This window comes from Bradyrhizobium macuxiense (assembly GCF_007993935.1).
Lineage (GTDB): Bacteria > Pseudomonadota > Alphaproteobacteria > Rhizobiales > Xanthobacteraceae > Bradyrhizobium > Bradyrhizobium macuxiense_A.
The window spans coordinates 91541-112595 of the sequence record NZ_VITY01000004.1; the positions used below are offsets into that span (position 1 = coordinate 91541).

The following is a 21055-nucleotide window of genomic DNA, read 5'->3' on the forward strand; positions in this document are numbered from 1 at the left end:
ACGGCAATATCGAGACATGCAGCAAGGGCCGCGCGCGATCACCGCCGCGGCCCTTCGCTTTTCTCCATGCGATCCGGCGGCGGCAGTTCTTGAAACGCTATGGAATTGGCCATTTCACGGGATTGTCAGAGGCAAGGCGTCATTGCGGCGCGTTTGTGGCCAAGTGTTGTTTTCAGGTCATTTACTTTAATCCGAACTTTTCCTTTTCTGCCCGCCATCAGGACGTGTCTCGCGGCCGGTGTGAAACCACCCGGTTAAGACACGCGGTTAATATTGCGTGCGTGAGACCGGCGAGCCCGGTTTTTTTCAGGGCTCTGCACCTTCGTTTTTGGCTCCCCCACGGGAGCTGTTGGGAAGTGGAGAGGTTGATGTCGATGAAGTTTGCGGTGGCGTTCGCTGTCACCCTTGGTGCCGTTGTTGTGATGTCGCAGACGGCCGAAGCGCGGCCGGAAATGGTCGGAATCCACGCTGACAATTATGAGCCGGGCACCATCGTGGTGAAGACCAACGAACGGCGGCTCTATCTCATTCTCGATTCCGGCCACGCGATGCGTTACCCGGTCGGCGTCGGCAAGTCCGGCAAGCAGTGGGCCGGCACCACCCGCATCGACGGCAAGTATCGCTACCCGGCCTGGTCGCCGCCCGCCGAGGTCAAGCGCGACAAGCCGAGCATCCCGAACGTGATCGCAGGCGGCTCGCCGCATAACCCGATGGGCGTCGCGGCGATGACGCTGGCCGGCGGCGAATACGCGATCCACGGCACCAACGTGCCGGGCTCGGTCGGCGGTTTCGTCTCCTACGGCTGCATCCGCATGCTGAATCCCGACATCACCGACCTCTATTCGCGCGTCGAGGTCGGCACGACTGTTGTCGTCACCCGCTGATCGCGTTCAGCGCTTCGCATGAAGAAAGGCCGCGCAACTGCGCGGCTTTTTGTTTTGGCGCATTCAGCTCAGCGCGCAAAGCTACCGCACCAGCCGAAGCGATGTCCGCCATTGTAGGCGCGGGCATGACCGGCCGCGAGCAGCGCGGCCGAGACGTTGTCGGTTTTCCTGGTCGCGACGTCGGCAACGACGCGCCCCTGATATTTGTCGGGACCGACATTGTAGATCGCGACATCGCCCTGGCCGAGCAGATCGCGCAGCGCCACCGTCGCCGCCTGCGCCATTTGCAGTTCACGCGCACAGGATGCCTTCAGCTCCGGCGCATCGATGCCGCGCAGCCGGACCCGCGTGGTGAAATCCGGGCCCGGCGCGAGATGCACGCGCGCTTCGAACGTGTCGCCATCGATCGTCCTGATCACATCGACGCTGTGCCGCGCGTCAGGCGCGCCGGCGCGCTGCAAGATCACATCGGCGTCGCGCGATCGGTTCAACGACCAGTGCGACGGCATCGGCACCCATTCAGGCGCCCATCGGCGGATCGGCAGCGTGCTCCCGACGGCGATGCCGAGCACGAACACCCAAGGCAGCGCCGCCGACACGCGGCGGCCCCACGGTGATCGGCGGAAGGGCGGACGTCCCGTCCCACGATAAGGATTTATTCTCTCGTATGGGGACATATTCCCAGACTGACTTGAGTCGGGCCGGCGGGCAAGACACGCCAAAAGACTCTCAGAAGTCCGAGGCGATGCCCTTGGTCTCCCAATCGCCGTAACGCGTCGGTTCCAGTCCCTTCGGACCCTGATATTCCTTCGGCCGCGCGGCCGCATCCTTCGCGGCCAACTCCTCGGCAGCCTTGCGCCGCGCTTCGGCTTCGGCGAGCGCGCGCTGGGCTGCCGCCGTCAGCGGCTTGCGCGGTGCGGGTTCCGGCGGCGACGGCGATTTCTCAGTGACGTTCTCAGACATGGCAGGCCTTCTTGGCAAAACTTTCTGCCTGCGAATTTCGTATCCCGGTGTTGGCTCAGTGACGGCATCACGATCACGAAATCCCGCAAGGCGATTCTTACATTTGGCATATTCGCATGCCAGAGGTGTTTTCGAGTTGATGGGCATGAGCCGAATGTAACTCCAGCACCTTCGAGATATCTCCGCTTCATGCCCCCTTCAAGATTTGCAGTTCCTGCCGAAGTCCCCGGTCTCGCGGCGCGCCGCATCGCGGCCGACCTCCTCGACGGCGTGCTGCACAAGCACCGCACGCTCGACGACCAGCTCGACGGCGCCGGCGCGCATCCCGGCCTGAAATCGCTGGCCGATCGCGACCGCGCGCTGATGCGCCGGCTGGTCTCGACCATCCTGCGCAAGCTCGGCACGCTCGGCCATCTGCTGTCGCGCCTGCTCGATCGCGGCATCCCGACCGATGCGCCGCGCGCGCAGAGCGCGCTCTTGATCGGCGCCGCGCAGATCCTCTGGATGGACGTGCCCGACCATGCCGCGGTCGATCTGTCGGTGCGGCTCGTGCAGTCGGACCGCCGCGCGGCGAAATATGCCGGGCTGGTCAACGCCGTGCTGCGCCGCTGCGCGCGCGAGGGCCAGGGCCTGATCGACGAGATCAGCATGCAGACGCTGGATCTGCCGCCCTGGATGCTGGCGCGCTGGAATGCGCATTACGGCGAAGCCACCGCGCGCGAGATGGCGCTGGCGCTCGGCCACGAGCCATCACTCGATCTCACGGTGAAGTCGGACGCAGCGCAATGGGCGAGCCGCCTGCATGGCGAGATCTTGCCGACGGGAACCGTGCGCACGCTGCTGCAGGGTTCCGTCACCATGCTGCCGGGCTTTGCCGAAGGCCAATGGTGGGTGCAGGACGCCGCCGCGGCGCTGCCGGCGCGCCTGTTCGGCGACATCAAGGACAAGGCGATTGCGGACCTCTGCGCTGCGCCCGGCGGCAAGACGGCTCAGCTCGCGTTGGCGGGCGCGCAGGTCACCGCGGTCGACCGCTCGCCGGCGCGGGTCGCGCGGTTGCGCGATAATCTCACGCGGCTGGCGTTGCAGGCCGAGACTGTCGTCGCCGACGCCGCCGAATGGCCCGCCGATGCCGCGAGCTTCGACGGTATCCTGGTCGATGCGCCCTGCACCTCGACGGGAACCATCCGCCGCCATCCCGACGTCGCCTGGCTGCGCCAGGAAGGCGACATCGCCGCGCTGTCGGCGCTGCAGAAGCGGCTGCTGCAAAAGGCCACCCATCTCTTGAAGCCCGGCGGCACGCTGGTCTACTGCACCTGCTCGCTGGAGCCCGAGGAAGGCGAGCACGCGATTGCCGCGCTGCTGGCTGGCGAATCAGGCCTGCGCCGTGCGCCGGTCGAGAGCAGCGAGGTCGCCGGCCTCGACGACATCATTACCGCCGACGGCGACCTGCGCACTCTGCCCAGCCATCTGCCCAACGCCGACCCGCGGCTGGGCGGGCTGGATGGCTTTTACGCAGCCCGGCTGGTTAAGTCCTGATTTTAAACTTCAGTCCTCTAAGCTCCAGATGCTTCGTGAAGTGATTCGCGCGGTATCAAGAGGGTGTCTTGTTTATCAAGCAGGTGTCTTGGCCGCGTTTCCGGATTAAATAAGGATTCGTTGAAAATTCCCTCCCCGCAAGGTTAGGCGTGTCGGTCGCTCAAAGCAGACGCATCTCGACGCTGATTGCTGGCCGCTTCGCCCGCAGCATGCTCGCACGCGCCAGCGGCACCACGGTTGCGCTGTCGCGGCTGTGGCCCGGCCGCACCGACCGGCTGATCATCGCCCCGCACGACCTCAGAACCGCCGACGCCACCCGCGCTGCCGAGATCTATGCCGGGCGATTCGTGTTCGCCGGCAAGATCGTCACCTGCCACGGCCGCTCGATCTTCGATCTCGAGCCGCCGTCGGAGGATTGGGAAGCCGCCCTGCTCGGCTTCGGCTGGCTGCGCCATCTGCGCGCCGCCGACACTGCGCTGACCCGCGCCAATGCCCGCTCGCTAGTCGATGATTGGATTTCGAATCAGGCCCGCAAGCGGCCGCTGGAACGGCGCGCCGACGTGCGCGCGCGGCGCGTGATCTCGCTGCTGTCGCAGGCCCCCTTGGTGCTCGGCGACACCGACGGCAAATTCTATCGCAAATATCTCCGCGGTCTGGCGCGTGAGATCCGCTATCTACGCCACGCGACGCTCGACAATGACGGCGTGCCGCGCCTGCAGGTGTTGATCGCGCTGTGCTACGCCTCGCTCTGCCTCGCCAACCAGGCGCGCAACATCAAGTCGGCGACGCGCAGGCTTTCCGACGAGTTGCAGCGCCAGATCCTGCCCGATGGCGGCCACATCTCGCGCAATCCCGGTGCGCTGGTCGAGTTGCTCAGCGATCTCTTGCCGCTGCGGCAGACCTTTGCCGCGCGCAACATCGCGCCGCCGCCGGCGCTGCTCAACGCGATCGACCGTATGATGCCGATGCTGCGCTTCTTCCGGCACGGCGACGGCAGCTTCGCGCTGTTCAACGGCATGTCGACCGCGCCGTCAGATCTGGTCGCGACGCTGCTCGCCTATGACGACACCCGCGGCGTGCCGATGGCGAGCATGCCGCATACCGGCTTCCAGCGCCTCGATGCCGGCAACACCACGCTGATCATCGACACCGGCGCACCGCCGCCGGCAAGCGTCAGCCAGGATGCGCATGCCGGCTGCCTGTCGTTCGAGCTCTCCTCGGGTCCGAGCCGCATCGTCGTCAATTGCGGGATGCCGTCGACCGGGCGCGACAATTGGCGGCCGTTCGCGCGCTCCACCGCGGCGCATTCGACGCTGACCTATCGCGACACCTCATCGTGCCAGTTCGTCGAGCTGTCGGCGATGAAGCGGCTGCTGCGCGGCGCGCCGATCACCAGCGGCCCCAGCAATGTCGAGAGCTACCGCGAGGCCGTTCCCGGCGGCGACGTGCTCACCGCCTCGCATGACGGCTATCTCTCGCGCTTCGGCGTGATCCACCGCCGCGTGCTGATGGTCTCGCAGGACGGCACGCGGCTCGAGGGCGAGGACTCACTGTCGCCGGCGCCCGGCGGCCGCATCAAGGGCAGCGAGGCCGATTTCGCGCTGCGCTTCCATTTGCACCCCTCGGTGAAGGCGAGCCGGCTGTCGGACGCCCGCGGCGTGATGCTGGTGCTGCCCAACCGCGACGTCTGGACCTTCGAGGCGATGGACGACAAGGTCGACCTCGAGGACAGCGTGTTCCTGGCCGGCAATGACGGCCCCCGCCGCACCTCCCAGATCGTGATCCGGCAGGACGCCAGGCAGGCCGCCACCATCCGCTGGAGTTTTGTGCGCTCCTCGACCTCGGCCACCGCCACCAACGCCCGCCGCAACGCCCGCCGCGAGCCCGAACTGCCGCTGTAGTGGTGGCCGGGCGTATTGCTTCCAATCCGTGCGATTTGGACCGTCACCCTGAGGAGCGCGCACTAGCGCGCGTCTCGAAGGGTCGACGGCCACAGCCGGGCCGATTCATCCTTCGAGACGCGCTTCGCGCTCCTCCAGCGACAAAGGCGAAGCCTTTGCGCGGGGATGACGGGGAAGAAGCCTCAATTTCCCCGGAATCCGCCGCATGTACCGGTTTCGTACCGCACAAAACCATGCTACCCGGCTGCCTTAACCGCCAAGGATTTTCCGATATGACCGAGCAGCTTCGCCGCGTGACCCGCGCTCTGTTGTCCGTTTCCGACAAGACCGGACTGATCGATTTCGCCAAGGCGCTGGCCGACCAGGGCGTCGAGCTGGTCTCGACCGGCGGCACCGCCAAGGCGATCGCGGCGGCCGGGCTGAAGGTCAAGGACGTCTCCGAGCTCACCGGGTTTCCGGAGATGATGGACGGCCGGGTCAAGACGCTGCATCCGAAGGTGTATGGCGGCCTGCTCGCGATCCGCGACAACAAGGAACACGCCGCCGCGATGGCCGCGCACGGCATCGCGCCGATCGACCTTCTGGTCGTCAACCTCTATCCGTTCGAGGCCACCGTCGACAAAGGCGCCGGCTTCGAGGAGTGCATCGAGAATATCGACATCGGCGGCCCCGCGATGATCCGCGCCGCGGCCAAGAACCATGACGACGTCGCTGTCGTAGTCGAAGCGAACGATTATCAGGCGGTGCTCGACGAGCTCGCCGCGCACAAGGGCGCCACTTCGCTCGGCCTGCGCCGGCGGCTCGCCGCCAAGGCCTATGCGCGCACCGCGGCCTATGACGCCGCGATCTCGAACTGGTTTGCCGTGCAGCTCGACACCAAGGCGCCGGATTTCCGCGCCTTCGGCGGCAAACTGATCCAGTCGCTGCGCTATGGCGAGAACCCGCACCAGACCGCGGCGTTCTATGCCACGCCGGAGAAGCGGCCGGGCGTTGCCACCGCGCGCCAGCTGCAGGGCAAGGAACTGTCCTACAACAACATTAACGACACCGACGCGGCCTATGAGTGCGTCGGCGAATTCGATCCGCAGCGCACCGCGGCTTGCGTGATCGTCAAGCACGCCAATCCCTGCGGCGTCGCCGAAGGCCCGGATCTCGCCACCGCCTATGCCCGCGCGCTGGCCTGCGACTCCACTTCGGCCTATGGCGGCATCATCGCGGTCAACCGCACGCTCGATGCGGACGCGGCGCGCGCCATCATCGGCATCTTCACCGAGGTGATCATCGCGCCCGATGCGACCGAGGAGGCGATTGCGATCATCGCCGGCCGGCGCAACCTGCGGCTCTTGCTCGCCGGCGGCCTGCCGAACGCGCGCGCGGTCGGCCTCACCGCCAAGACCGTCGCAGGTGGCCTCTTGGTGCAGAGCCGCGATAATGCCGTAGTCGAGGACATGAACTTGAAGGTCGCGACCAAGCGCGCGCCGACCGACGCCGAGCTGCGCGATCTCAAATTCGCCTTCCGTGTCGCCAAGCACGTCAAGTCGAACACCATCATCTACGCCAAGGATCTCGCCACCGTCGGCATCGGCGCCGGCCAGATGAGCCGGGTCGATTCCGCGCGCATCGCCGCGCGCAAGGCGCTCGATGCCGCGGCCGAGCTGAAGCTCGCAGAACCCCTGACCAAGGGTTCGGTGGTCGCCTCCGATGCGTTCTTCCCGTTCGCCGACGGCATGCTGGCCTGCATCGAAGCCGGCGCCACCGCCGTGATCCAGCCCGGCGGCTCGATGCGCGACGACGAGGTGATCAAGGCCGCCGACGAGCACGGCATCGCCATGGTGTTCACCGGCGTGCGGCATTTTAGGCACTGATCTCTCGCCATCGTCGTCCCGGCGAAAGCCGGGACCCATACCGCGTGATCTATCGAAAGCGCGCTGGGGTTAGTTGTCCCTCACCAAGCACGGCCGGTGGTTATGGGTCCCGGCCTTCGCCGGGACGACGGCGGCGATTTACTCCCGCACCCGCGCCAGCAGCGTCAGCCCGACCACGAAGAACACCACCAGCACGGCCATGCCGGCCTTCTGGCTCGCGGTCGCCGCCGTGATCGCCCCAATCATGAGCGGACCGATGAACGACGTCACCTTCCCAGTCAGCGCGAACAAGCCGAAGTATTGCGCGATGCGATCCTTCGGCGCGAGGCGGATCAGGAGCGAGCGCGAGGCTGCCTGCAGCGGCGCGCCGGTGGCGCCGATCAAGCAGCCCAGCACGATATAGGCGCGCTCGGCAGCACCCGCGAACAACGGACCGCCGGGCACCGGCGGCGCGACCGGGATGAACAGGATGGAATCCTTGTTCACGGTGAGGATCACGACGATCGCAAACAGCAGGATCACGAGGCTGCCGGTGATCACGCGCTTCGGCCCGAACGCATCGTCGAGCTTGCCGCCGATCCAGCCGCCGAATGTGCCGGCAACCGCCAGGATGATGCCGAAGGTGCCGATCCGGATCGTATCCCAGCCGAACGTGCCGGCGGCATAGATGCCGCCGAACGCGAACAGCGAGACCAGCCCGTCGGTGTAGATCATGTTCGCCAGCAGGAACCAGGCCAGCGATGTCTGCTTCGGCAGACTCAGCAATGACTCCCTGAGCTCGCGCAGGCCTTCGCCGAGTGCCTCGCGCATCGGCCGCTTCGCCGGATAATCCGGCGTGAACAGGAACATCGGCGTCACGAAGATGATGAACCACAGCCCGGTCAGCGGCCCGGTGATGCGGTCGCCTTCATGCGTGACCGGATCGAGGCCGAACAGCGGCGTGAAGCCGAACAGTGTTTTGCCGGTTTCGGCATTGGCCGCGAGGAAGCCGAGCACCAGCACGAGGCTGAGGATGCCGCCGACATAGCCGGTGGCCCAGCCGGTGCCGGAGAGCCGCCCGATCCGGTCCGGCGGCACCAGGGTCGGCATCATCGCATTGTTGAACACGGTCGCGAATTCGACGCCGACGCTGGCGATCGCATAGGCGAGCAGCAGCATCGGGATGATGTCGGGATTGCCGGGCGTGCCGATCCACATCGCGCTCGATCCGATCACGAGCAGCGCACCGAACACCGCGATCCATGGCTTGCGCCGGCCGCTGGCATCGGCGATCGCCCCTAGTACCGGCGACAGCAGCGCGATCGCGAGCCCCGCCGCGGCAGTCGCAAAGCCCCATAGCGCCTGCCCGCTTGCGGCGTCGGGCGCGACGAAGCTCGCGAAATAGGGTGCGAACACGAAGGTCGTGATCAACGTGAAATAAGGCTGCGCGGCCCAGTCGAAGAAGATCCAGCTGATGACGGCTGCGCGGCCAGGATAGGCTTTGGTGGTGGCCTTCGCTTCAGCCGCACCCGTCTGCATTGTTGCCGTCATCGCGAAAGATATTCCTTGAGATCGAGCCACAGAGAGGCTTTTGCCGCTTCAAGCCGCTCCCATATAGCATGGGCCGGTTTGGCTGATACGGCGATGAACAGGGCAGGACATTTCGATGGCGCTGACAGCAACGATGTCGCGGCGGCTGTTTGCCGCTCTCCTGGTGATCGGCATCGCGACACCGGCCCTCAGTCAGGTCCAGCGGCGCGCCTACGAGCCGTCAACCACTGATACGGCTAGCAGCATTCGCGCCGAACACGGCATGGTGGTGGCGCAGGAGAAGCTCGCGGCGCGGGTCGGCGCCGACATCCTGCGGCAGGGCGGCAATGCGGTCGACGCCGCGGTCGCCACCGGCTTTGCGATGGCGGTGACCTATCCGCGCGCCGGCAATATCGGCGGCGGCGGCTTCATGGTGATCCATCTCGCCGGACGCAATGAAGATATCGCGATCGACTATCGCGAGACTGCGCCGCAGGCCGCCAGCCGCGACATGTTCCTCAACGCCGAGGGCAAGCCCGATCCCGACAAGTCGCGCAACTCCGCGCTTGCAATCGGCGTGCCCGGCACGGTCGCGGGCCTCGCGCTGGCGCTGGAGAAATACGGCTCCGGCAAGTTCACGCTGGCGCAGGTCCTCAAGCCCGCGATCGATCTGGCGCGCGACGGCTTCATCGTCACCGACGATACAGCGGACACGCTGGCGGACATGTACCGCCGCATGTCGCGCTGGCCCAACTCGGCCAAGACGTTCTCGCACGCCGACGGTACGCCGCTGCATGAAGGTGACCGCCTGGTCCAGGGCGATCTCGCCGGCGTGCTGACCGCAGTCGCCGAACAGGGCCCGCGCGGCTTCTACGACGGCGCGGTCGCCGAGAAGCTGGTCAGCGGCATCAAGAATGCCGGCGGCATCTTTACATTAGCCGATCTGAAATCCTACCAGCCGGTGATCCGCACGCCGGTCCGCGGCACCTATCGCGGCTACGACATCATCTCGATGCCGCAGCCCTCGTCCGGCGGCGTCGTGCTGCTCGAGATCCTCAACATCCTCGAAGGATTTGCGATGTCGGACATGAAGCAGGGCTCGGCCGCCTCGCTGCATGTGATGATCGAGGCGATGAAGCGGGCCTATGCCGATCGCGCCCGCTATCTCGGCGATCCTGCCTTCGTCGACGCGCCGACCAAGCTGCTGGTCGACAAGGACTACGCCGCGAAGCAGCGCGCGACCATCGATCTTGCCCGCGCCACGCCCTGGACCGACGTGCGCAACGCCAAGCAACCACACGAGGGCGACAACACCACGCATTATTCCGTCGTTGATGCCAGCGGCAACGCCGTCAGCAACACCTACACGCTGAATTTCCCCTATGGCGTCGGCCTCGTCGCGGAGGGCACCGGCGTGCTGCTCAACAACGAGCTCGACGATTTCACCGCAGCGCCCGGCGCCTCCAACGCCTTCGGCCTGGTCGGCTTCGAGGCCAATCTGCCGGGGCCGGGCAAGCGCCCGCTGTCGTCGATGTCGCCGACCATCGTGCTCAGGGACGGCAAGCCGGTGCTGGTGACGGGCTCGCCGGGTGGCAGCCGCATCATATCAGCGGTGACGCAGATCATCGTCGACGTGATCGACTACAAGATGGACATCGCGGCCGCGGTCGCCGCGCCCCGCATGCACCATCAATGGCTGCCCGACGAGGTCCGGATCGAGCGCGGCTTTCCTGACGAGGTGCTGACCAAGTTGAAGGCCAAGGGCCACAAACTGGTCGAGCCGCTCGGCTACTCCTCCGCGAACTCGATCCTCGTCACGACCAATGGTCTGCTCGGCGCACCCGATCCGCGCACGCGTGGCTCGGAGGCCGCAGGGTACTAAAGGCGGCTTTGCCCGCCTGCGACATCGCGATAGATTGGCGGTCCGCGCAACTCCGGCCGCGGATCGCAAAGTGCCGGTGAAAGATTTCTCCGGGGAACGCGCATGAGCACGGCCGAATCCAAATCGATGGAAGTCGCAGAGATCGAGGACACCAGCCTCCTCGCCTTCTATCGCGACATGAATTTGCAGGAGCGGCGCACGTTCTGGGCCTGCGCGTCGGGCTGGACGCTCGACGGCATGGATTTCATGATCTATCCGCTCGTCATCGGCACCATCATCACGCTGTGGAAGGTCGATGCCGGCACCGCCGGGCTCGCCGGCACCGTGACGCTTCTGGCCTCCGCCGTCGGCGGCTGGCTCGGCGGCTATCTCTCCGACCGGATCGGGCGGGTGAAGACGCTGCAGCTCACCATCATCTGGTTCTCGTTCTTTTCGCTGGTCTGCGCCGTGGTGCAGAATTTCGACCAGCTGCTGATCGCCCGCGCGCTGCTCGGCTTAGGCTTCGGCGGCGAATGGGCGGCCGGCGCGGTGCTGATCGGCGAAGCGATCCGGCCGCAATATCGCGGACGCGCGGTCGGCTCGGTGCAGTCGGGCTGGGCAATCGGTTGGGGCTTTGCGGTGCTGGCGCAGGCGGTGCTGTTCTCGATCCTGCCTGCGGAGAACGCCTGGCGCTGGATGTTCGTGATCGGCGCGCTGCCGGCGCTGCTGGTGTTCTATCTGCGCCGCTATGTCACCGAGCCGGAAATATCAGCCGCGACCATGGCGCAGCAGCAGGCATCCGGCAGCGGACCCGCCGCGCTGTGGGAGATCTTCCAGGGGCCGATCCTGAAGACCACGCTGCTGGCCTCGCTGGTCGGCACCGGCATGCAGGGCGGCTACTACGCCATCACCTTCTGGGTGCCGCGCTTCCTCACCACCGAGCGCAAGCTCTCGGTGGTCGGCTCGACCGGCTATCTCGCGACGCTGATCATCGGCTCGTTCATCGGCTATCTGGTCGGCGCCTGGCTTGCCGACCGGATCGGCCGGCGCAATCTGTTCCTGATCTTCTCGCTCGGCGCCATCGCGGTGGTGCTGCTCTATACCCAATTGCCGCTGTCCAACGAGGTGCTGTGGGTGCTGGGCTTCCCGCTCGGCTTCTTTGCCTCGGGCTATTTCTCCGGCATGGGCGCGTTCCTGACCGAGCTCTACCCGACCCGGCTGCGCGGCTCGGGCCAGGGTTTTTGCTACAATTTCGGCCGCGGCGTCGGCGCACTGTTTCCGTTCCTGGTCGGCGCGCTGTCGACCACGACGACGCTCGCCAACGCGATCGCGATCTTCGCGGTCGCAGCCTACGCCGTGTTCTTCATAGCCGCCTACGCGCTGCCGGAAACCCGCGGGCGCGTGCTGCATGCGGGTGGGTAGCGTTGTCAGTGGCGCGACGGCCGCGACGCTTGCTCCGTAGTCCCCTCCCCCCTTGCGGGGGAGGGCTAGGGAGAGGGGTGGCCGCGAAGGCGGTGTATGTGGCTTACCCCTCTCCCCAACCCTCCCCCGCAAGGGGGGAGGGAGCCCTGCTAGTGTGCGTCCCTAACTGCAGAGGAGTGGTCTCATGTCATCGCTCAAAGGCAAGACGCTGTTCATCTCGGGTGCGAGCCGCGGCATTGGGCTGGCGATCGCGCTGCGCGCCGCGCGTGACGGCGCCAATGTCGCGATCGCGGCGAAGACCGCCGAGCCGCATCCGAAGCTGAAGGGCACGATCTACACCGCCGCCGACGAAGTCCGCGCCGCGGGCGGCAAGGCGCTGCCGGTGATCTGCGACATCAGGGACGAGGCCCAGGTAATGGCGGCGATCGAGCAGACCGTCGCCGAGTTCGGCGGCATCGACGTCTGCGTCAACAATGCCAGCGCGATCAGCCTGACCAATTCGCAGGCCACCGACATGAAGCGCTACGACCTTATGATGGGGATCAACACGCGCGGTACCTTCATGGTGTCGAAATACTGCATCCCGCACCTGAAGAAGGCGGAGAATCCGCACATCCTGATGCTGTCGCCGCCGCTCGACATGAAGACGAAATGGTTCGAGCACTCGGCCGCCTACACGATGGCGAAGTTCGGCATGAGCATGTGCGTGCTGGGGCTGGCCGGCGAATTGAAGTCGGCCGGCGTCGCCGTCAACGCGCTGTGGCCGCGTACCACGATCGCGACCGCCGCGGTCGGCAATCTGCTCGGTGGCGATGCCATGATGCGCGCGAGCCGCACCCCCGAGATCATGGGCGATGCGGCCTATGCGATCATCACGCGGCCGTCGCGCGAATTCACCGGGCATTTCTGCATCGACGACAAGGTGCTCTATGCCAACGGCGTGCGCGACTTCGAGCACTATCGCGTCGATCCCTCGGTGCCGCTGATGTCGGATTTCTTCGTGCCCGACGACGACGTGCCGCCACCCGGCGTCACCGTGCAGGCGCTACCGGCGCGCTGAAGCATGATCCGGAAAAGTGCGAAGCGGTTTTCCGGAAAGATCATGCTCAAAAAAGGCTACAGCACGGACGCATTGAGTTGCGCGCGCCAGTGCGCCACGCGCTCCTTGAGCAGCGTGTCGCGCACATAGGCAAGCTCCTCATCTTCGATCCGCTCCAACGTTTCAAGCGACAGATTGTCGGCGCCATGCGCCGACCAGGCGCGCTGCAGCTCGGCATTGCGATGATTGCCCATCCGCAGCGTGAACCAGATCCGGTTCTGGATCTTGTCGAGATCAAGCGCCTGCCCGACCCAGACCGCGCCGGTCGCGCGGCAGCGGATCGCGAACACGCCGGCAATGCTCGCGCGCTTCTTGTAGTCGGCGATGGCCAGCTTGCGGTCCTCGGTCTTCATGGCGGCTCCCGTCGTCGTGGTGCGATGATTTATATCCGGGTATTATTGACAAAGCAATTATGCCCGGGTAAAAAATGCCATCCGAACCCGATGGGCCGACCGACATGGACACCGCCTGCTATCTGGAGCCGACCTGGAACGCCGGGCGCGACTTTGCCCAGCGCGAGATCAGGGGCGAGCTGGTGATGCTCAACCTGCTGCGCTTCCGCGAAACCGCCGATTATTCGCAAAACCCCGAGCTCGCCCCGCCGCAGCCGATATCAGGCGCGGAGGCGTACGACCGCTATGTCGCCCATACGCTCCCGCATCTGCAGAAGAGCGGCGGCGACATCCTGTTCATGGGTGACGGCGGGTCGTTCCTGATCGGGCCCGAGGCCGAGCGCTGGGACCGTGCGATGCTGATCCGGCAGAAGAGCCGCGGCGCGTTCCTCGCCTTCGCGGTAGCAGAAGCCTATCTGGCCGGCATCGGACATCGCACCGCGGCGCTCGCCGATTCACGGCTGTTGCCGCTGGTCGAGTTGCCGCGATGAGCGCGCGTTTATCGGCCGACCTCGTACGGCCCGCCCTTCTCCAAGGCCCGCGCATAGGCCGGGCGGGCGTGGATGCGTTCGAGGAACGCGACGCATCGGGGGTGACCATCCTCGAGCCCGCCGCGCGCTGCGGCCGCTTCCAGCGGAAAGCTCATCTGGATGTCGGCGCCGGAGAATTCGCTGCCGGCGAACCATTCGCTCTTGCCGAGCTCGCCTTCCCAATAGGCCATGTGCTGCTTGAGCTGCGGATTGACCAGCGTGGACAGCGCCTGGTTCGACACCTTGCGCACCAAGGGCCGCAGCAGCGCCGGCGCACGCTTCGGCATCAGCGTGAACAGCAGCTTCAGCAGCAGCGGCGTCATCGCCGATCCCTCGGCGTAGTGCAGCCAATAGGTGTAGCGCAGCCGCTCCGGCGTATCGGCTCGCGGGATCAGGCGGCCATTGCCGTAGGTCGCGATGATGTATTCGAGGATCGCGCCGGATTCCGCGATGGTGTTGCCGTTGTCGGTGACGACGGGCGACTTGCCGAGCGGATGGATCGCGCGCAGCTCCTTCGGCGCCCGCATGTCGGGCTGCCGCTGGTAGCGCACGATCTCGTAAGGAACGCCCAATTCCTCGAGCAGCCACAGCACGCGCTGCGAGCGGGAATTGTTGAGGTGATGAACCGTCAGCATGGGCGTCCTCTCAGATGTCAGCGCAATCGGGCGGCGTTTGGTGCCAGCCCGCCGCAAGAAAGTCGAGACGCACGTGCCTGGATTACCCCGAATTACCCGGGCAATATGCCGCGCAACCGAAGAGATCCGCGATGACCCCAGCCTATGTCGTCTTCGAAAACGAGCACCGCATCGCCGCCGGTGACCTCCCGGAGGTCGCCCGCACGGCCAAGCAGCTGCTCGATCAGCGCAAGGACGCCACGGTCCTGGTGTTCAACGGCCGCACCTCGGCGCTGGTCGATATCGACTTCCGCGGCTCGGTCGACGACGTGCTGGCGCGGCTGCCGAAGCCCGCCCGCCCGCTCGACGAGGAGCCGGCGGTGCCGGCCGCGCCGCGCGGGCCGGGACGGCCAAAGCTTGGCGTCGTCGCGCGCGAGATCACCCTGTTGCCGCGGCATTGGGACTGGCTCGCGCAGCAGAAGGGCGGCGCATCGGTTGCGATCCGCAAGCTGGTCGACGAGGCCCGGCGCGCAAGCGGCGACAAGGATCGGACGCGCGCAGCACAAGATGCCGCCTATCGCTTCATGACCACGATGGCCGGCAACCGGCCGAACTACGAGGAGGCGATCCGCGCGCTGTTCGCGCACGACCGGCGGCGCTTCACGGCCCTGATCGCGGACTGGCCTGCCGACATCCGCGATCATGCGATCCAGCTCGCCTACAGCGATCAAGCGGACTGACCTGCTTTGAATAGACTGGACGAGTAACCTCGAACGCGATGTCGTCCCTGCGAAAGCAGGGACCCATAACCACCGAAGGGCATTGCGGCGCATCGAACTAGCCGCGCGCCCTTTGCAGAGGCCGCGGATTATGGGTCCCTGCTTTCGCAGGGACGACAGCGGTGTGTACTGCCTGACCTACCCAAGCTGCACAAGCTCGGTACCATTTTGGAAGTTGAACGTGTCCAACCCTCCCTCCCTACGCAAATCCTTCCTGTCGTTCCTGGCGCCGATGCTGCTGAGCAATGTGCTGCAATCGCTGTTCGGCACCATCAACGGCGTCTATCTCGGCCAGATGATCGGGGTCGACGCGCTGGCGGCGGCATCGGTGTTCTTTCCGGTGATGTTCTTCTTCATCTCCTTCGTGATCGGCCTCAGCGCGGGCGCCTCCGTCATGATCGGCCAGGCCTGGGGCGCCGGCGAGCCCGACCGGGTGAAGGCGGTTGCCGGCACCACCATGACCGTGACGCTGCTGCTCGCGCTGGCGATCGCGATATCAGGCGGCCTGTTCGCCCGCCCGCTCTTGGTCGCGCTCGCCACGCCGCCCGACGTCCTCGACGCCGCGGTGTCCTATGCGCGGATCATGATGATCACGATGCCGGTGACCTTCGCATTCCTGCTGCTCGCGGCGATGATGCGCGGCGTCGGTGACACCGTGACACCGCTGGTGGCGCTGACGGTCTCGACCATCGTCGGGCTCGTGGTGACGCCCGCGCTGATCCGCGGCTGGCTCGGGCTGCCGATGCTCGGCGTCGCCAGTGCCGCGATTGCCTCCGCCGTCTCGGGCGTGGTGACGCTGCTCTGGCTGCATGTCCACATGCTCAGGCACAAGCACCCGCTCGCCTTCGACACGGCGTTCCTGCGCGCGATGCGGCCGAACGGCGCGCTGCTGCGCATCGTGCTGCGGCTCGGCATTCCGACCGCGATCGGCATGGTGGTGGTCTCGCTCGCCGAACTGGTGCTGCTCGGCCTCGTCAACGGGTTCGGCTCGGACGCCACCGCCGCCTATGGCGCGGTCAACCAGGTGATCGGCTATGTGCAGTTTCCGGCGATCTCGATCGCCATCACGACCTCGATCTTCGGCGCGCAGGCGATCGGCCGCGGCGAACCCGGCCGGGTCGGCGCCATCGTCAGGACCGGGCTCGAGATGAATCTCGCGCTGACCGGCGGGCTGGTGGTGCTCGGCTATCTCTTTGCGCGGCCACTGATGGGTTTCTTCATCACCGACAGTGCCGTGCTCGCGCTCGCGCAGCAGCTGCTGTACATCGTGCTGTGGAGCATGGTGCTGTTCGGCATGGCGACGGTGTTTTCCGGCGCGATGCGCGCCGGCGGCACGGTGTGGATGCCGCTGTTCATCTCGACCCTGGCGATCGCGGCCGTCGAGGTTCCGGTCGCGACCCTGCTCAGCCGCGCCATCGGCATCAGCGGCATCTGGATCGCCTATCCCGTCACCTTCGCAACCATGTTCCTGTTGCAGATGGCCTATTACGTCCTGGTATGGCGCAAGCAGACCATCAAGCGGCTGATTTGACATCACGCGCTGCGGCTCACATGATGAGTATCATATTCTACCGATGGCGCCTGCAACGATAGGCCCATGCTACAACGAGCCCAAACGAGACAAGCTGAGGGAGAAACCGCCGTGAGCCAAAATCCGCAATTCCTGTTCGATTTCGGCAGCCCCAACGCGTTCCTCAGCCATGAGGCGATCCCGGCGATTGAACAGCGCACCGGCGTCAAATTCGAATATGTCCCGATCCTGCTCGGCGGCATCTTCAAGGCCACCAACAACAAATCGCCGGCCGAAACGCTGGCCGGCGTCAAGAACAAGCCCGAGTTCATGAAGATCGAGACCGAGCGCTTCCTCAAGCGCTTCAACGTCAAGCCCTACACCTGGAACCCGTTCTTCCCGGTCAACACGCTGCACCTGATGCGTGCGGCGGTCGCCGCCCAGTTTGAGGGCGTGTTCGAGAAGTATGTCGAGGCGGCTTTCCACCACATGTGGGTCGAGCCGAAGAAGATGGACGATCCGGAGGTCGCCGGCAAAGCCATCGCCTCCTCTGGCCTCGATGCCGCAAAGCTGTTTGCCCGCGCGCAGGACGCTGACGTCAAGGGTAAGCTGATGGAATACACCCAGTCGGCGGTGGAGCGCGGCGCGTTCGGCTCGCCGACCTTCTTCGTCGGCAAGGAGATCTTCTTCGGCAAGGAGCAGCTGCGCGAAGTCGAGGAATTGGTGTCGGGAAAGTGAGATGAGCCGACGGCGAATAGCGAGTAGCAAGTAGCGAATAGCCGGTTCAGATCCCTATCTATTCGCCACTCCCCATTCGTTATTCGCCCCTGGCTTCCGGGCAACTACAAAGAAGGAAAAATTCCCATGCGTGTTCTCGTGGTCGGCGCCGGTGCGATCGGCGGTTATTTCGGCGGCCGGATGCTTCAGGCCGGCCGCGACGTCACCTTCCTGGTGCGGCCCCGCCGCGCCTCCGAGCTCGCCTCCGCCGGGCTCGTGATCAGGAGTCCGAACGGCGATGTCACGCTGAACAATCCGCCGACGGTGCAGGCCGACAAGCTCGCAGACAAGTTCGACGTCGTGCTGCTGAGCTGCAAGGCGTTCGATCTCGAGGACGCGATCAAGTCGTTTGCGCCCGCGGTCGGCGACAACACCGCGATCATCCCGCTGCTCAACGGCATGCTGCATCTCGATGCGCTCGAGAAGAAGTTCGGCGCCCAGCATGTGCTCGGCGGCCTCTGCGCAATCGCCGCGACGCTGAACGAGAAGCGCGAGGTGGTGCAGCTGCAGCCGATGCAGTCGCTCGGTTTCGGCGAGCGCGCCGGCGGCATCTCGGACCGCGTGGGTGCGATCGTCGACACATTCTCCGTCGTCAACGGCGCGGCCGCCAGCGACCACATCATACAGGACATGTGGGAGAAGTGGGTGTTCCTGGCATCGCTCGCCGCCTCGACCAGCCTGATGCGGACCTCGGTCGGCAACATCCTGGCCGCGCCCGGCGGCAAGGATTTTCTGCTCGGCATCCTCGACGAATGCAGCGCGATCGCCGCTGACGCCGGTCATGAACCAGGCGGTCCGTTCTTCCAGCGCACCCGCGGGCTCTTGACCGCCGAGGGCTCGCCGATGACCGCATCGATGTTCCGCGACATCAAGGCGGGGCTGCCGGTCGAAGCCGACCACGTGATCGGCGACCTGATCGTGCGCGCCGACGCGGCAAAGATCCCGGTGCCGAAGCTGCGCACGGCGTATACGCATCTCAAGGCATATGAGAAGCAGCGGGGCGCTTGACACACAATCAGCGTCGTCCCTGCGAAAGCAGGGACCCATACGCCGCGGCCTCTCGATTTGAGGCAGATGTGGTTGCTATCTCGTCAACCAATTAAGTTCGGTGGCTATGGGTCCCGGCGTTCGCCGGGACGACACCGTCTCTGCGGCTACAAATGCGCCAGATAATGCGCGAGCGCGGTGATCTCCTCGTCGCTCAACGGATACGCCACGTCGGCCATCGCCGCCTGCGCGCCGCCGGAGCGCTGTCCCGACTTGTAGTCGTGCAGCGCCTTGACGAGATATTCCTCGCGCTGGCCGGCGATCCGGGCCACCGCCTTGGTGCCGGCAAAGCCGTCGCCATGGCATGAGGCACAGCGGCGGCCGGCCGCGGCCTGCTTGCCCTTCTCGGACAAATCAGGATTGTCGTCCTTGCCGCCCTTGAACGGCGGCAGCGACGCGAAATAGGCGCCGAGATTGCGGATGTCGTCGTTGTTGAGCTGCTCGACGATCGGCTGCATCTGCTCGTTCTTGCGCGCGCCGGCGCGGAAGAACACCAGCTGCCACTGAATGAATTGGTCGAGCTGGCCGGCCAGCGATGGAATGTTCTCGGTCTGCGAGATGCCGTTGTCGCCATGACAACCGGCGCAGATTTCGGCCTTCGCCTTGCCGGCGGCATTGTCTGCCGCCTGGGCAAACGAAGTCAGCGCGACCGCCGACGCGAACAGCATTCCGAGGGACACAACGCGCATTGTCAGTTTCTCCGGCGGTCATTGCCGGGCGTCTGTCCTCGAGCTGATCGAGGATGCCCCGGCAATCCATCAGGTTTAAAAAGGGTTCTTGTTGGATGGATGCCCGGATCAAGTCCGGGCATGACGAGGTGGTTCCGTTACCCGATCGCAACAGAGGCTGCGGTCGCCTCGCGGCCACCGCAGCCTCTGAGCGTCGACTGCTACTTCTTGCTGTAGCTGATGCGATAGATCGCACCGGCCCAATCGTCGGCGACGAGGATGGAGCCATCCTTGTCGAGCAGGATATCGGCGGGACGGCCGAGATAGCCCTGGTCACCCTCGATCCAGCCGGAGGCGAAGATTTCCTGCTTGGCATTCTTGCCGTCGGGGCTCGCGGTGATCTTCACGATGCGGCCGCCCTGGTACTTGTGCCGGTTCCAGGAGCCGTGCTCGGCGATCAGGATGCTGTTCTTGTAATCGGCCGGGAATTGGCTGCCGGTATAGAACTTCATGCCGAGCGGAGCCACGTGTGCGCCGAGATTGTACACCGGCGGGGTGAACTCCGAGCACTTGTGACCCATCGCGAACTTGGTGTCCGGCAGGTTGCCCTGGTGGCAATAGGGATAGCCGAAATGCTCGCCGATCTTCGAGATCATGTTGAGCTTGTCGCTCGGCAGATCGTCGCTGATCCAGTCGCGGGCGTTTTCGGTGAACCAGTACTTGCCGGTGCGCGGATCGACGTCGCCGCCGACCGAGTTGCGCACGCCGAGCGCCCAGATCTCCGCATTGCCGGTCTTGGGATCGACGCGGCGGATCTGCGACACCGAGGTCGGCGGGATGCCGATGTTGAAGGGAGGTCCGAACGGAATGTAGAACCAGCCATCCTTGTCGACGGCGATGTATTTCCAGCCATGCGCCGCATAGGACGGCATGTCGTCATACACCACCTTGCCGCTGCCGAGATTGTCGAGATTGGCTTCGGCATTGTCGTACTTGATCAGCTTGTCGACCGCGATGACATAGAGCGCGCCGTCCTTGAAGGTGAGGCCGGTCGGCATGTTGAGGCCCTTGAGGATGGTCTTGACCTCTTTCTTGCCGTTGTTGTCCTTGATCGCATAGACGTTGCCGAGGCCGAACGAGCCGACGAACAGCGTGCCCTTGTCGCCCCAGGCCATCTGCCGCGCGGCGAGCACGTTCGAGGCATAGACCTCGATCTTGAAGCCCGGCGGCAGCTTGATCTTCTTCATCATGCTGGCGAGTTCGGCGTCGGACGCGCCGGTCGGCGGACCGGACGGCGGGGCAAGGCCCTTCTGCGCTTCGGTCTCGTCGCCGAGGAACCAGTCATCCGGCGGATGGGTCCAGAATTCCTTGGTGCCGGACTCGTACTTCTTCAGCGCACGGTTCTTGTCCGTTTGTTGCTGCGCATTGGCGAAGGTGGTCCCCGCCAGCAGCGCGATCGCCGCGAACGCAAGTATTGATCGATTGAAAGCCGATTTCATCGAGTCGCTCCCTACGCAAGCCGTTGCAGCTTGCCTGTTATTGATTTTGAACGCCCTGAGAGATGATGGTGGCGGTCTGCGAGGTAGGTCAGACGGCAAAATGGTAGCACATCCATCGACGCTGAAAAGCGCGTGCAGCGGTGTGCGCTGCGTCAAAACAAGTTGAGACGAAATTTGAGACGAAATTTTCCTGCGCGAG

At 65.3% G+C, this 21055-nt stretch carries 19 protein-coding genes; 12 read left to right on the forward strand and 7 right to left on the reverse strand.

Annotated features, from left to right (window positions below):
- Positions 1 to 368: 368 nt before the first annotated feature.
- On the forward strand, positions 369 to 884 hold the full coding sequence (locus FBZ93_RS11650) for a L,D-transpeptidase (RefSeq protein ID WP_146986147.1): 516 nt from the start codon (positions 369 to 371) through the stop codon (positions 882 to 884).
- A 68-nt stretch (positions 885 to 952) separates the two neighbouring features.
- Here the strand turns inward: FBZ93_RS11650 and FBZ93_RS11655 are convergent, their stop codons facing one another.
- Positions 953 to 1561: a thermonuclease family protein gene (locus FBZ93_RS11655; RefSeq protein WP_208763998.1), complete on the reverse strand. Its 609-nt coding sequence runs from the start codon at positions 1559 to 1561 to the stop codon at positions 953 to 955.
- Between the two features lie 52 nt (positions 1562 to 1613).
- Positions 1614 to 1847 carry a DUF1674 domain-containing protein gene (locus FBZ93_RS11660; protein ID WP_146986148.1) on the reverse strand — a complete coding sequence of 78 codons (234 nt, stop codon included), beginning with the start codon at positions 1845 to 1847 and terminating at the stop codon, positions 1614 to 1616.
- A gap of 189 nt (positions 1848 to 2036) precedes the next feature.
- Between FBZ93_RS11660 and FBZ93_RS11665 the strand changes: the two genes are divergently transcribed.
- The 3 genes from FBZ93_RS11665 to purH all read left to right on the forward strand — a co-directional run bounded on the left by FBZ93_RS11665 (position 2037) and on the right by purH (position 7149).
- Positions 2037 to 3383 (forward strand): RsmB/NOP family class I SAM-dependent RNA methyltransferase, encoded by a 1347-nt coding sequence (locus FBZ93_RS11665; RefSeq protein WP_146986149.1) that lies wholly within the window; start codon positions 2037 to 2039, stop codon positions 3381 to 3383.
- A gap of 149 nt (positions 3384 to 3532) precedes the next feature.
- Positions 3533 to 5284 carry a heparinase II/III family protein gene (locus FBZ93_RS11670; protein ID WP_146986150.1) on the forward strand — a complete coding sequence of 584 codons (1752 nt, stop codon included), beginning with the start codon at positions 3533 to 3535 and terminating at the stop codon, positions 5282 to 5284.
- Between the two features lie 272 nt (positions 5285 to 5556).
- A complete protein-coding gene (purH, locus tag FBZ93_RS11675; protein ID WP_146986151.1) occupies positions 5557 to 7149 on the forward strand; it encodes a bifunctional phosphoribosylaminoimidazolecarboxamide formyltransferase/IMP cyclohydrolase in 1593 nt (530 codons plus the stop codon).
- Positions 7150 to 7287: 138 nt separating this feature from the next.
- Here the strand turns inward: purH and FBZ93_RS11680 are convergent, their stop codons facing one another.
- The gene (locus tag FBZ93_RS11680; protein WP_146986574.1) at positions 7288 to 8667 is read right to left on the reverse strand and encodes an MFS transporter; all 1380 of its coding nucleotides are present in this window, start codon (positions 8665 to 8667) and stop codon (positions 7288 to 7290) included.
- Positions 8668 to 8794: 127 nt separating this feature from the next.
- On the opposite strand from FBZ93_RS11680, the gene ggt reads away from it, so the two are divergent.
- The 3 genes from ggt (at position 8795) to FBZ93_RS11695 (ending at position 13001) form a co-directional block, all read left to right on the forward strand.
- Complete coding sequence (gene ggt, locus FBZ93_RS11685; protein ID WP_146986152.1) at positions 8795 to 10540, forward strand: gamma-glutamyltransferase; 1746 nt, start codon at positions 8795 to 8797, stop codon at positions 10538 to 10540.
- A 102-nt stretch (positions 10541 to 10642) separates the two neighbouring features.
- Positions 10643 to 11941, forward strand: coding sequence for an MFS transporter (locus FBZ93_RS11690; protein WP_146986153.1), 1299 nt, complete (start codon positions 10643 to 10645; stop codon positions 11939 to 11941).
- A 184-nt stretch (positions 11942 to 12125) separates the two neighbouring features.
- Positions 12126 to 13001 (forward strand): SDR family oxidoreductase, encoded by an 876-nt coding sequence (locus tag FBZ93_RS11695; protein WP_146986154.1) that lies wholly within the window; start codon positions 12126 to 12128, stop codon positions 12999 to 13001.
- A gap of 56 nt (positions 13002 to 13057) precedes the next feature.
- Here FBZ93_RS11695 and FBZ93_RS11700 read toward each other — a convergent pair whose 3' ends face one another.
- Positions 13058 to 13393, reverse strand: a complete 336-nt coding sequence (locus FBZ93_RS11700; RefSeq protein WP_146986155.1) for a GIY-YIG nuclease family protein — start codon at positions 13391 to 13393, stop codon at positions 13058 to 13060.
- 74 nt (positions 13394 to 13467) lie between these two features.
- Here FBZ93_RS11700 and FBZ93_RS11705 point away from each other — a divergent pair, with 74 nt between their 5' ends.
- The gene (locus tag FBZ93_RS11705; RefSeq protein WP_246667452.1) at positions 13468 to 13923 is read left to right on the forward strand and encodes a DUF1330 domain-containing protein; all 456 of its coding nucleotides are present in this window, start codon (positions 13468 to 13470) and stop codon (positions 13921 to 13923) included.
- A gap of 8 nt (positions 13924 to 13931) precedes the next feature.
- Here the strand turns inward: FBZ93_RS11705 and FBZ93_RS11710 are convergent, their stop codons facing one another.
- Entirely contained in the window at positions 13932 to 14597 is a 666-nt protein-coding gene (locus FBZ93_RS11710) for a glutathione S-transferase family protein (protein ID WP_146986156.1), read from the reverse strand.
- Positions 14598 to 14728: 131 nt separating this feature from the next.
- Between FBZ93_RS11710 and FBZ93_RS11715 the strand changes: the two genes are divergently transcribed.
- The 4 genes from FBZ93_RS11715 to panE all read left to right on the forward strand — a co-directional run bounded on the left by FBZ93_RS11715 (position 14729) and on the right by panE (position 18650).
- Positions 14729 to 15316, forward strand: coding sequence for a DUF2239 family protein (locus FBZ93_RS11715; RefSeq protein WP_146986157.1), 588 nt, complete (start codon positions 14729 to 14731; stop codon positions 15314 to 15316).
- 271 nt (positions 15317 to 15587) lie between these two features.
- Positions 15588 to 16886 carry an MATE family efflux transporter gene (locus tag FBZ93_RS11720; RefSeq protein WP_146986576.1) on the forward strand — a complete coding sequence of 433 codons (1299 nt, stop codon included), beginning with the start codon at positions 15588 to 15590 and terminating at the stop codon, positions 16884 to 16886.
- Between the two features lie 66 nt (positions 16887 to 16952).
- Positions 16953 to 17603, forward strand: coding sequence for a 2-hydroxychromene-2-carboxylate isomerase (locus FBZ93_RS11725; RefSeq protein WP_146986158.1), 651 nt, complete (start codon positions 16953 to 16955; stop codon positions 17601 to 17603).
- Positions 17604 to 17729: 126 nt separating this feature from the next.
- Complete coding sequence (panE, locus tag FBZ93_RS11730; protein ID WP_146986159.1) at positions 17730 to 18650, forward strand: 2-dehydropantoate 2-reductase; 921 nt, start codon at positions 17730 to 17732, stop codon at positions 18648 to 18650.
- 146 nt (positions 18651 to 18796) lie between these two features.
- On the opposite strand, the gene FBZ93_RS11735 is transcribed toward panE, so the two are convergent.
- Positions 18797 to 19378 carry a c-type cytochrome gene (locus FBZ93_RS11735; RefSeq protein ID WP_208764000.1) on the reverse strand — a complete coding sequence of 194 codons (582 nt, stop codon included), beginning with the start codon at positions 19376 to 19378 and terminating at the stop codon, positions 18797 to 18799.
- 200 nt (positions 19379 to 19578) lie between these two features.
- The gene (locus tag FBZ93_RS11740; protein WP_146986160.1) at positions 19579 to 20856 is read right to left on the reverse strand and encodes a PQQ-dependent sugar dehydrogenase; all 1278 of its coding nucleotides are present in this window, start codon (positions 20854 to 20856) and stop codon (positions 19579 to 19581) included.
- Positions 20857 to 21055 lie beyond the last annotated feature (199 nt).

What these genes read in the sequence shown, in the direction of transcription:
- FBZ93_RS11650 (WP_146986147.1), top strand. Translation starts at nt 369, where the DNA reads ATGTCGATGAAGTTTGCGGTGGCGTTCGCTGTCACCCTTGGTGCCGTT.
- FBZ93_RS11655 (WP_208763998.1), bottom strand. Translation starts at nt 1,561, where the DNA reads ATGTCCCCATACGAGAGAATAAATCCTTATCGTGGGACGGGACGTCCG.
- FBZ93_RS11660 (WP_146986148.1), bottom strand. Translation starts at nt 1,847, where the DNA reads ATGTCTGAGAACGTCACTGAGAAATCGCCGTCGCCGCCGGAACCCGCA.
- FBZ93_RS11665 (WP_146986149.1), top strand. Translation starts at nt 2,037, where the DNA reads ATGCCCCCTTCAAGATTTGCAGTTCCTGCCGAAGTCCCCGGTCTCGCG.
- purH (WP_146986151.1), top strand. Translation starts at nt 5,557, where the DNA reads ATGACCGAGCAGCTTCGCCGCGTGACCCGCGCTCTGTTGTCCGTTTCC.
- FBZ93_RS11680 (WP_146986574.1), bottom strand. Translation starts at nt 8,667, where the DNA reads ATGCAGACGGGTGCGGCTGAAGCGAAGGCCACCACCAAAGCCTATCCT.
- ggt (WP_146986152.1), top strand. Translation starts at nt 8,795, where the DNA reads ATGGCGCTGACAGCAACGATGTCGCGGCGGCTGTTTGCCGCTCTCCTG.
- FBZ93_RS11690 (WP_146986153.1), top strand. Translation starts at nt 10,643, where the DNA reads ATGAGCACGGCCGAATCCAAATCGATGGAAGTCGCAGAGATCGAGGAC.
- FBZ93_RS11695 (WP_146986154.1), top strand. Translation starts at nt 12,126, where the DNA reads ATGTCATCGCTCAAAGGCAAGACGCTGTTCATCTCGGGTGCGAGCCGC.
- FBZ93_RS11700 (WP_146986155.1), bottom strand. Translation starts at nt 13,393, where the DNA reads ATGAAGACCGAGGACCGCAAGCTGGCCATCGCCGACTACAAGAAGCGC.
- FBZ93_RS11705 (WP_246667452.1), top strand. Translation starts at nt 13,468, where the DNA reads ATGCCATCCGAACCCGATGGGCCGACCGACATGGACACCGCCTGCTAT.
- FBZ93_RS11710 (WP_146986156.1), bottom strand. Translation starts at nt 14,597, where the DNA reads ATGCTGACGGTTCATCACCTCAACAATTCCCGCTCGCAGCGCGTGCTG.
- FBZ93_RS11715 (WP_146986157.1), top strand. Translation starts at nt 14,729, where the DNA reads ATGACCCCAGCCTATGTCGTCTTCGAAAACGAGCACCGCATCGCCGCC.
- FBZ93_RS11720 (WP_146986576.1), top strand. Translation starts at nt 15,588, where the DNA reads ATGCTGCTGAGCAATGTGCTGCAATCGCTGTTCGGCACCATCAACGGC.
- FBZ93_RS11725 (WP_146986158.1), top strand. Translation starts at nt 16,953, where the DNA reads ATGCTACAACGAGCCCAAACGAGACAAGCTGAGGGAGAAACCGCCGTG.
- panE (WP_146986159.1), top strand. Translation starts at nt 17,730, where the DNA reads ATGCGTGTTCTCGTGGTCGGCGCCGGTGCGATCGGCGGTTATTTCGGC.
- FBZ93_RS11735 (WP_208764000.1), bottom strand. Translation starts at nt 19,378, where the DNA reads ATGCGCGTTGTGTCCCTCGGAATGCTGTTCGCGTCGGCGGTCGCGCTG.
- FBZ93_RS11740 (WP_146986160.1), bottom strand. Translation starts at nt 20,856, where the DNA reads ATGAAATCGGCTTTCAATCGATCAATACTTGCGTTCGCGGCGATCGCG.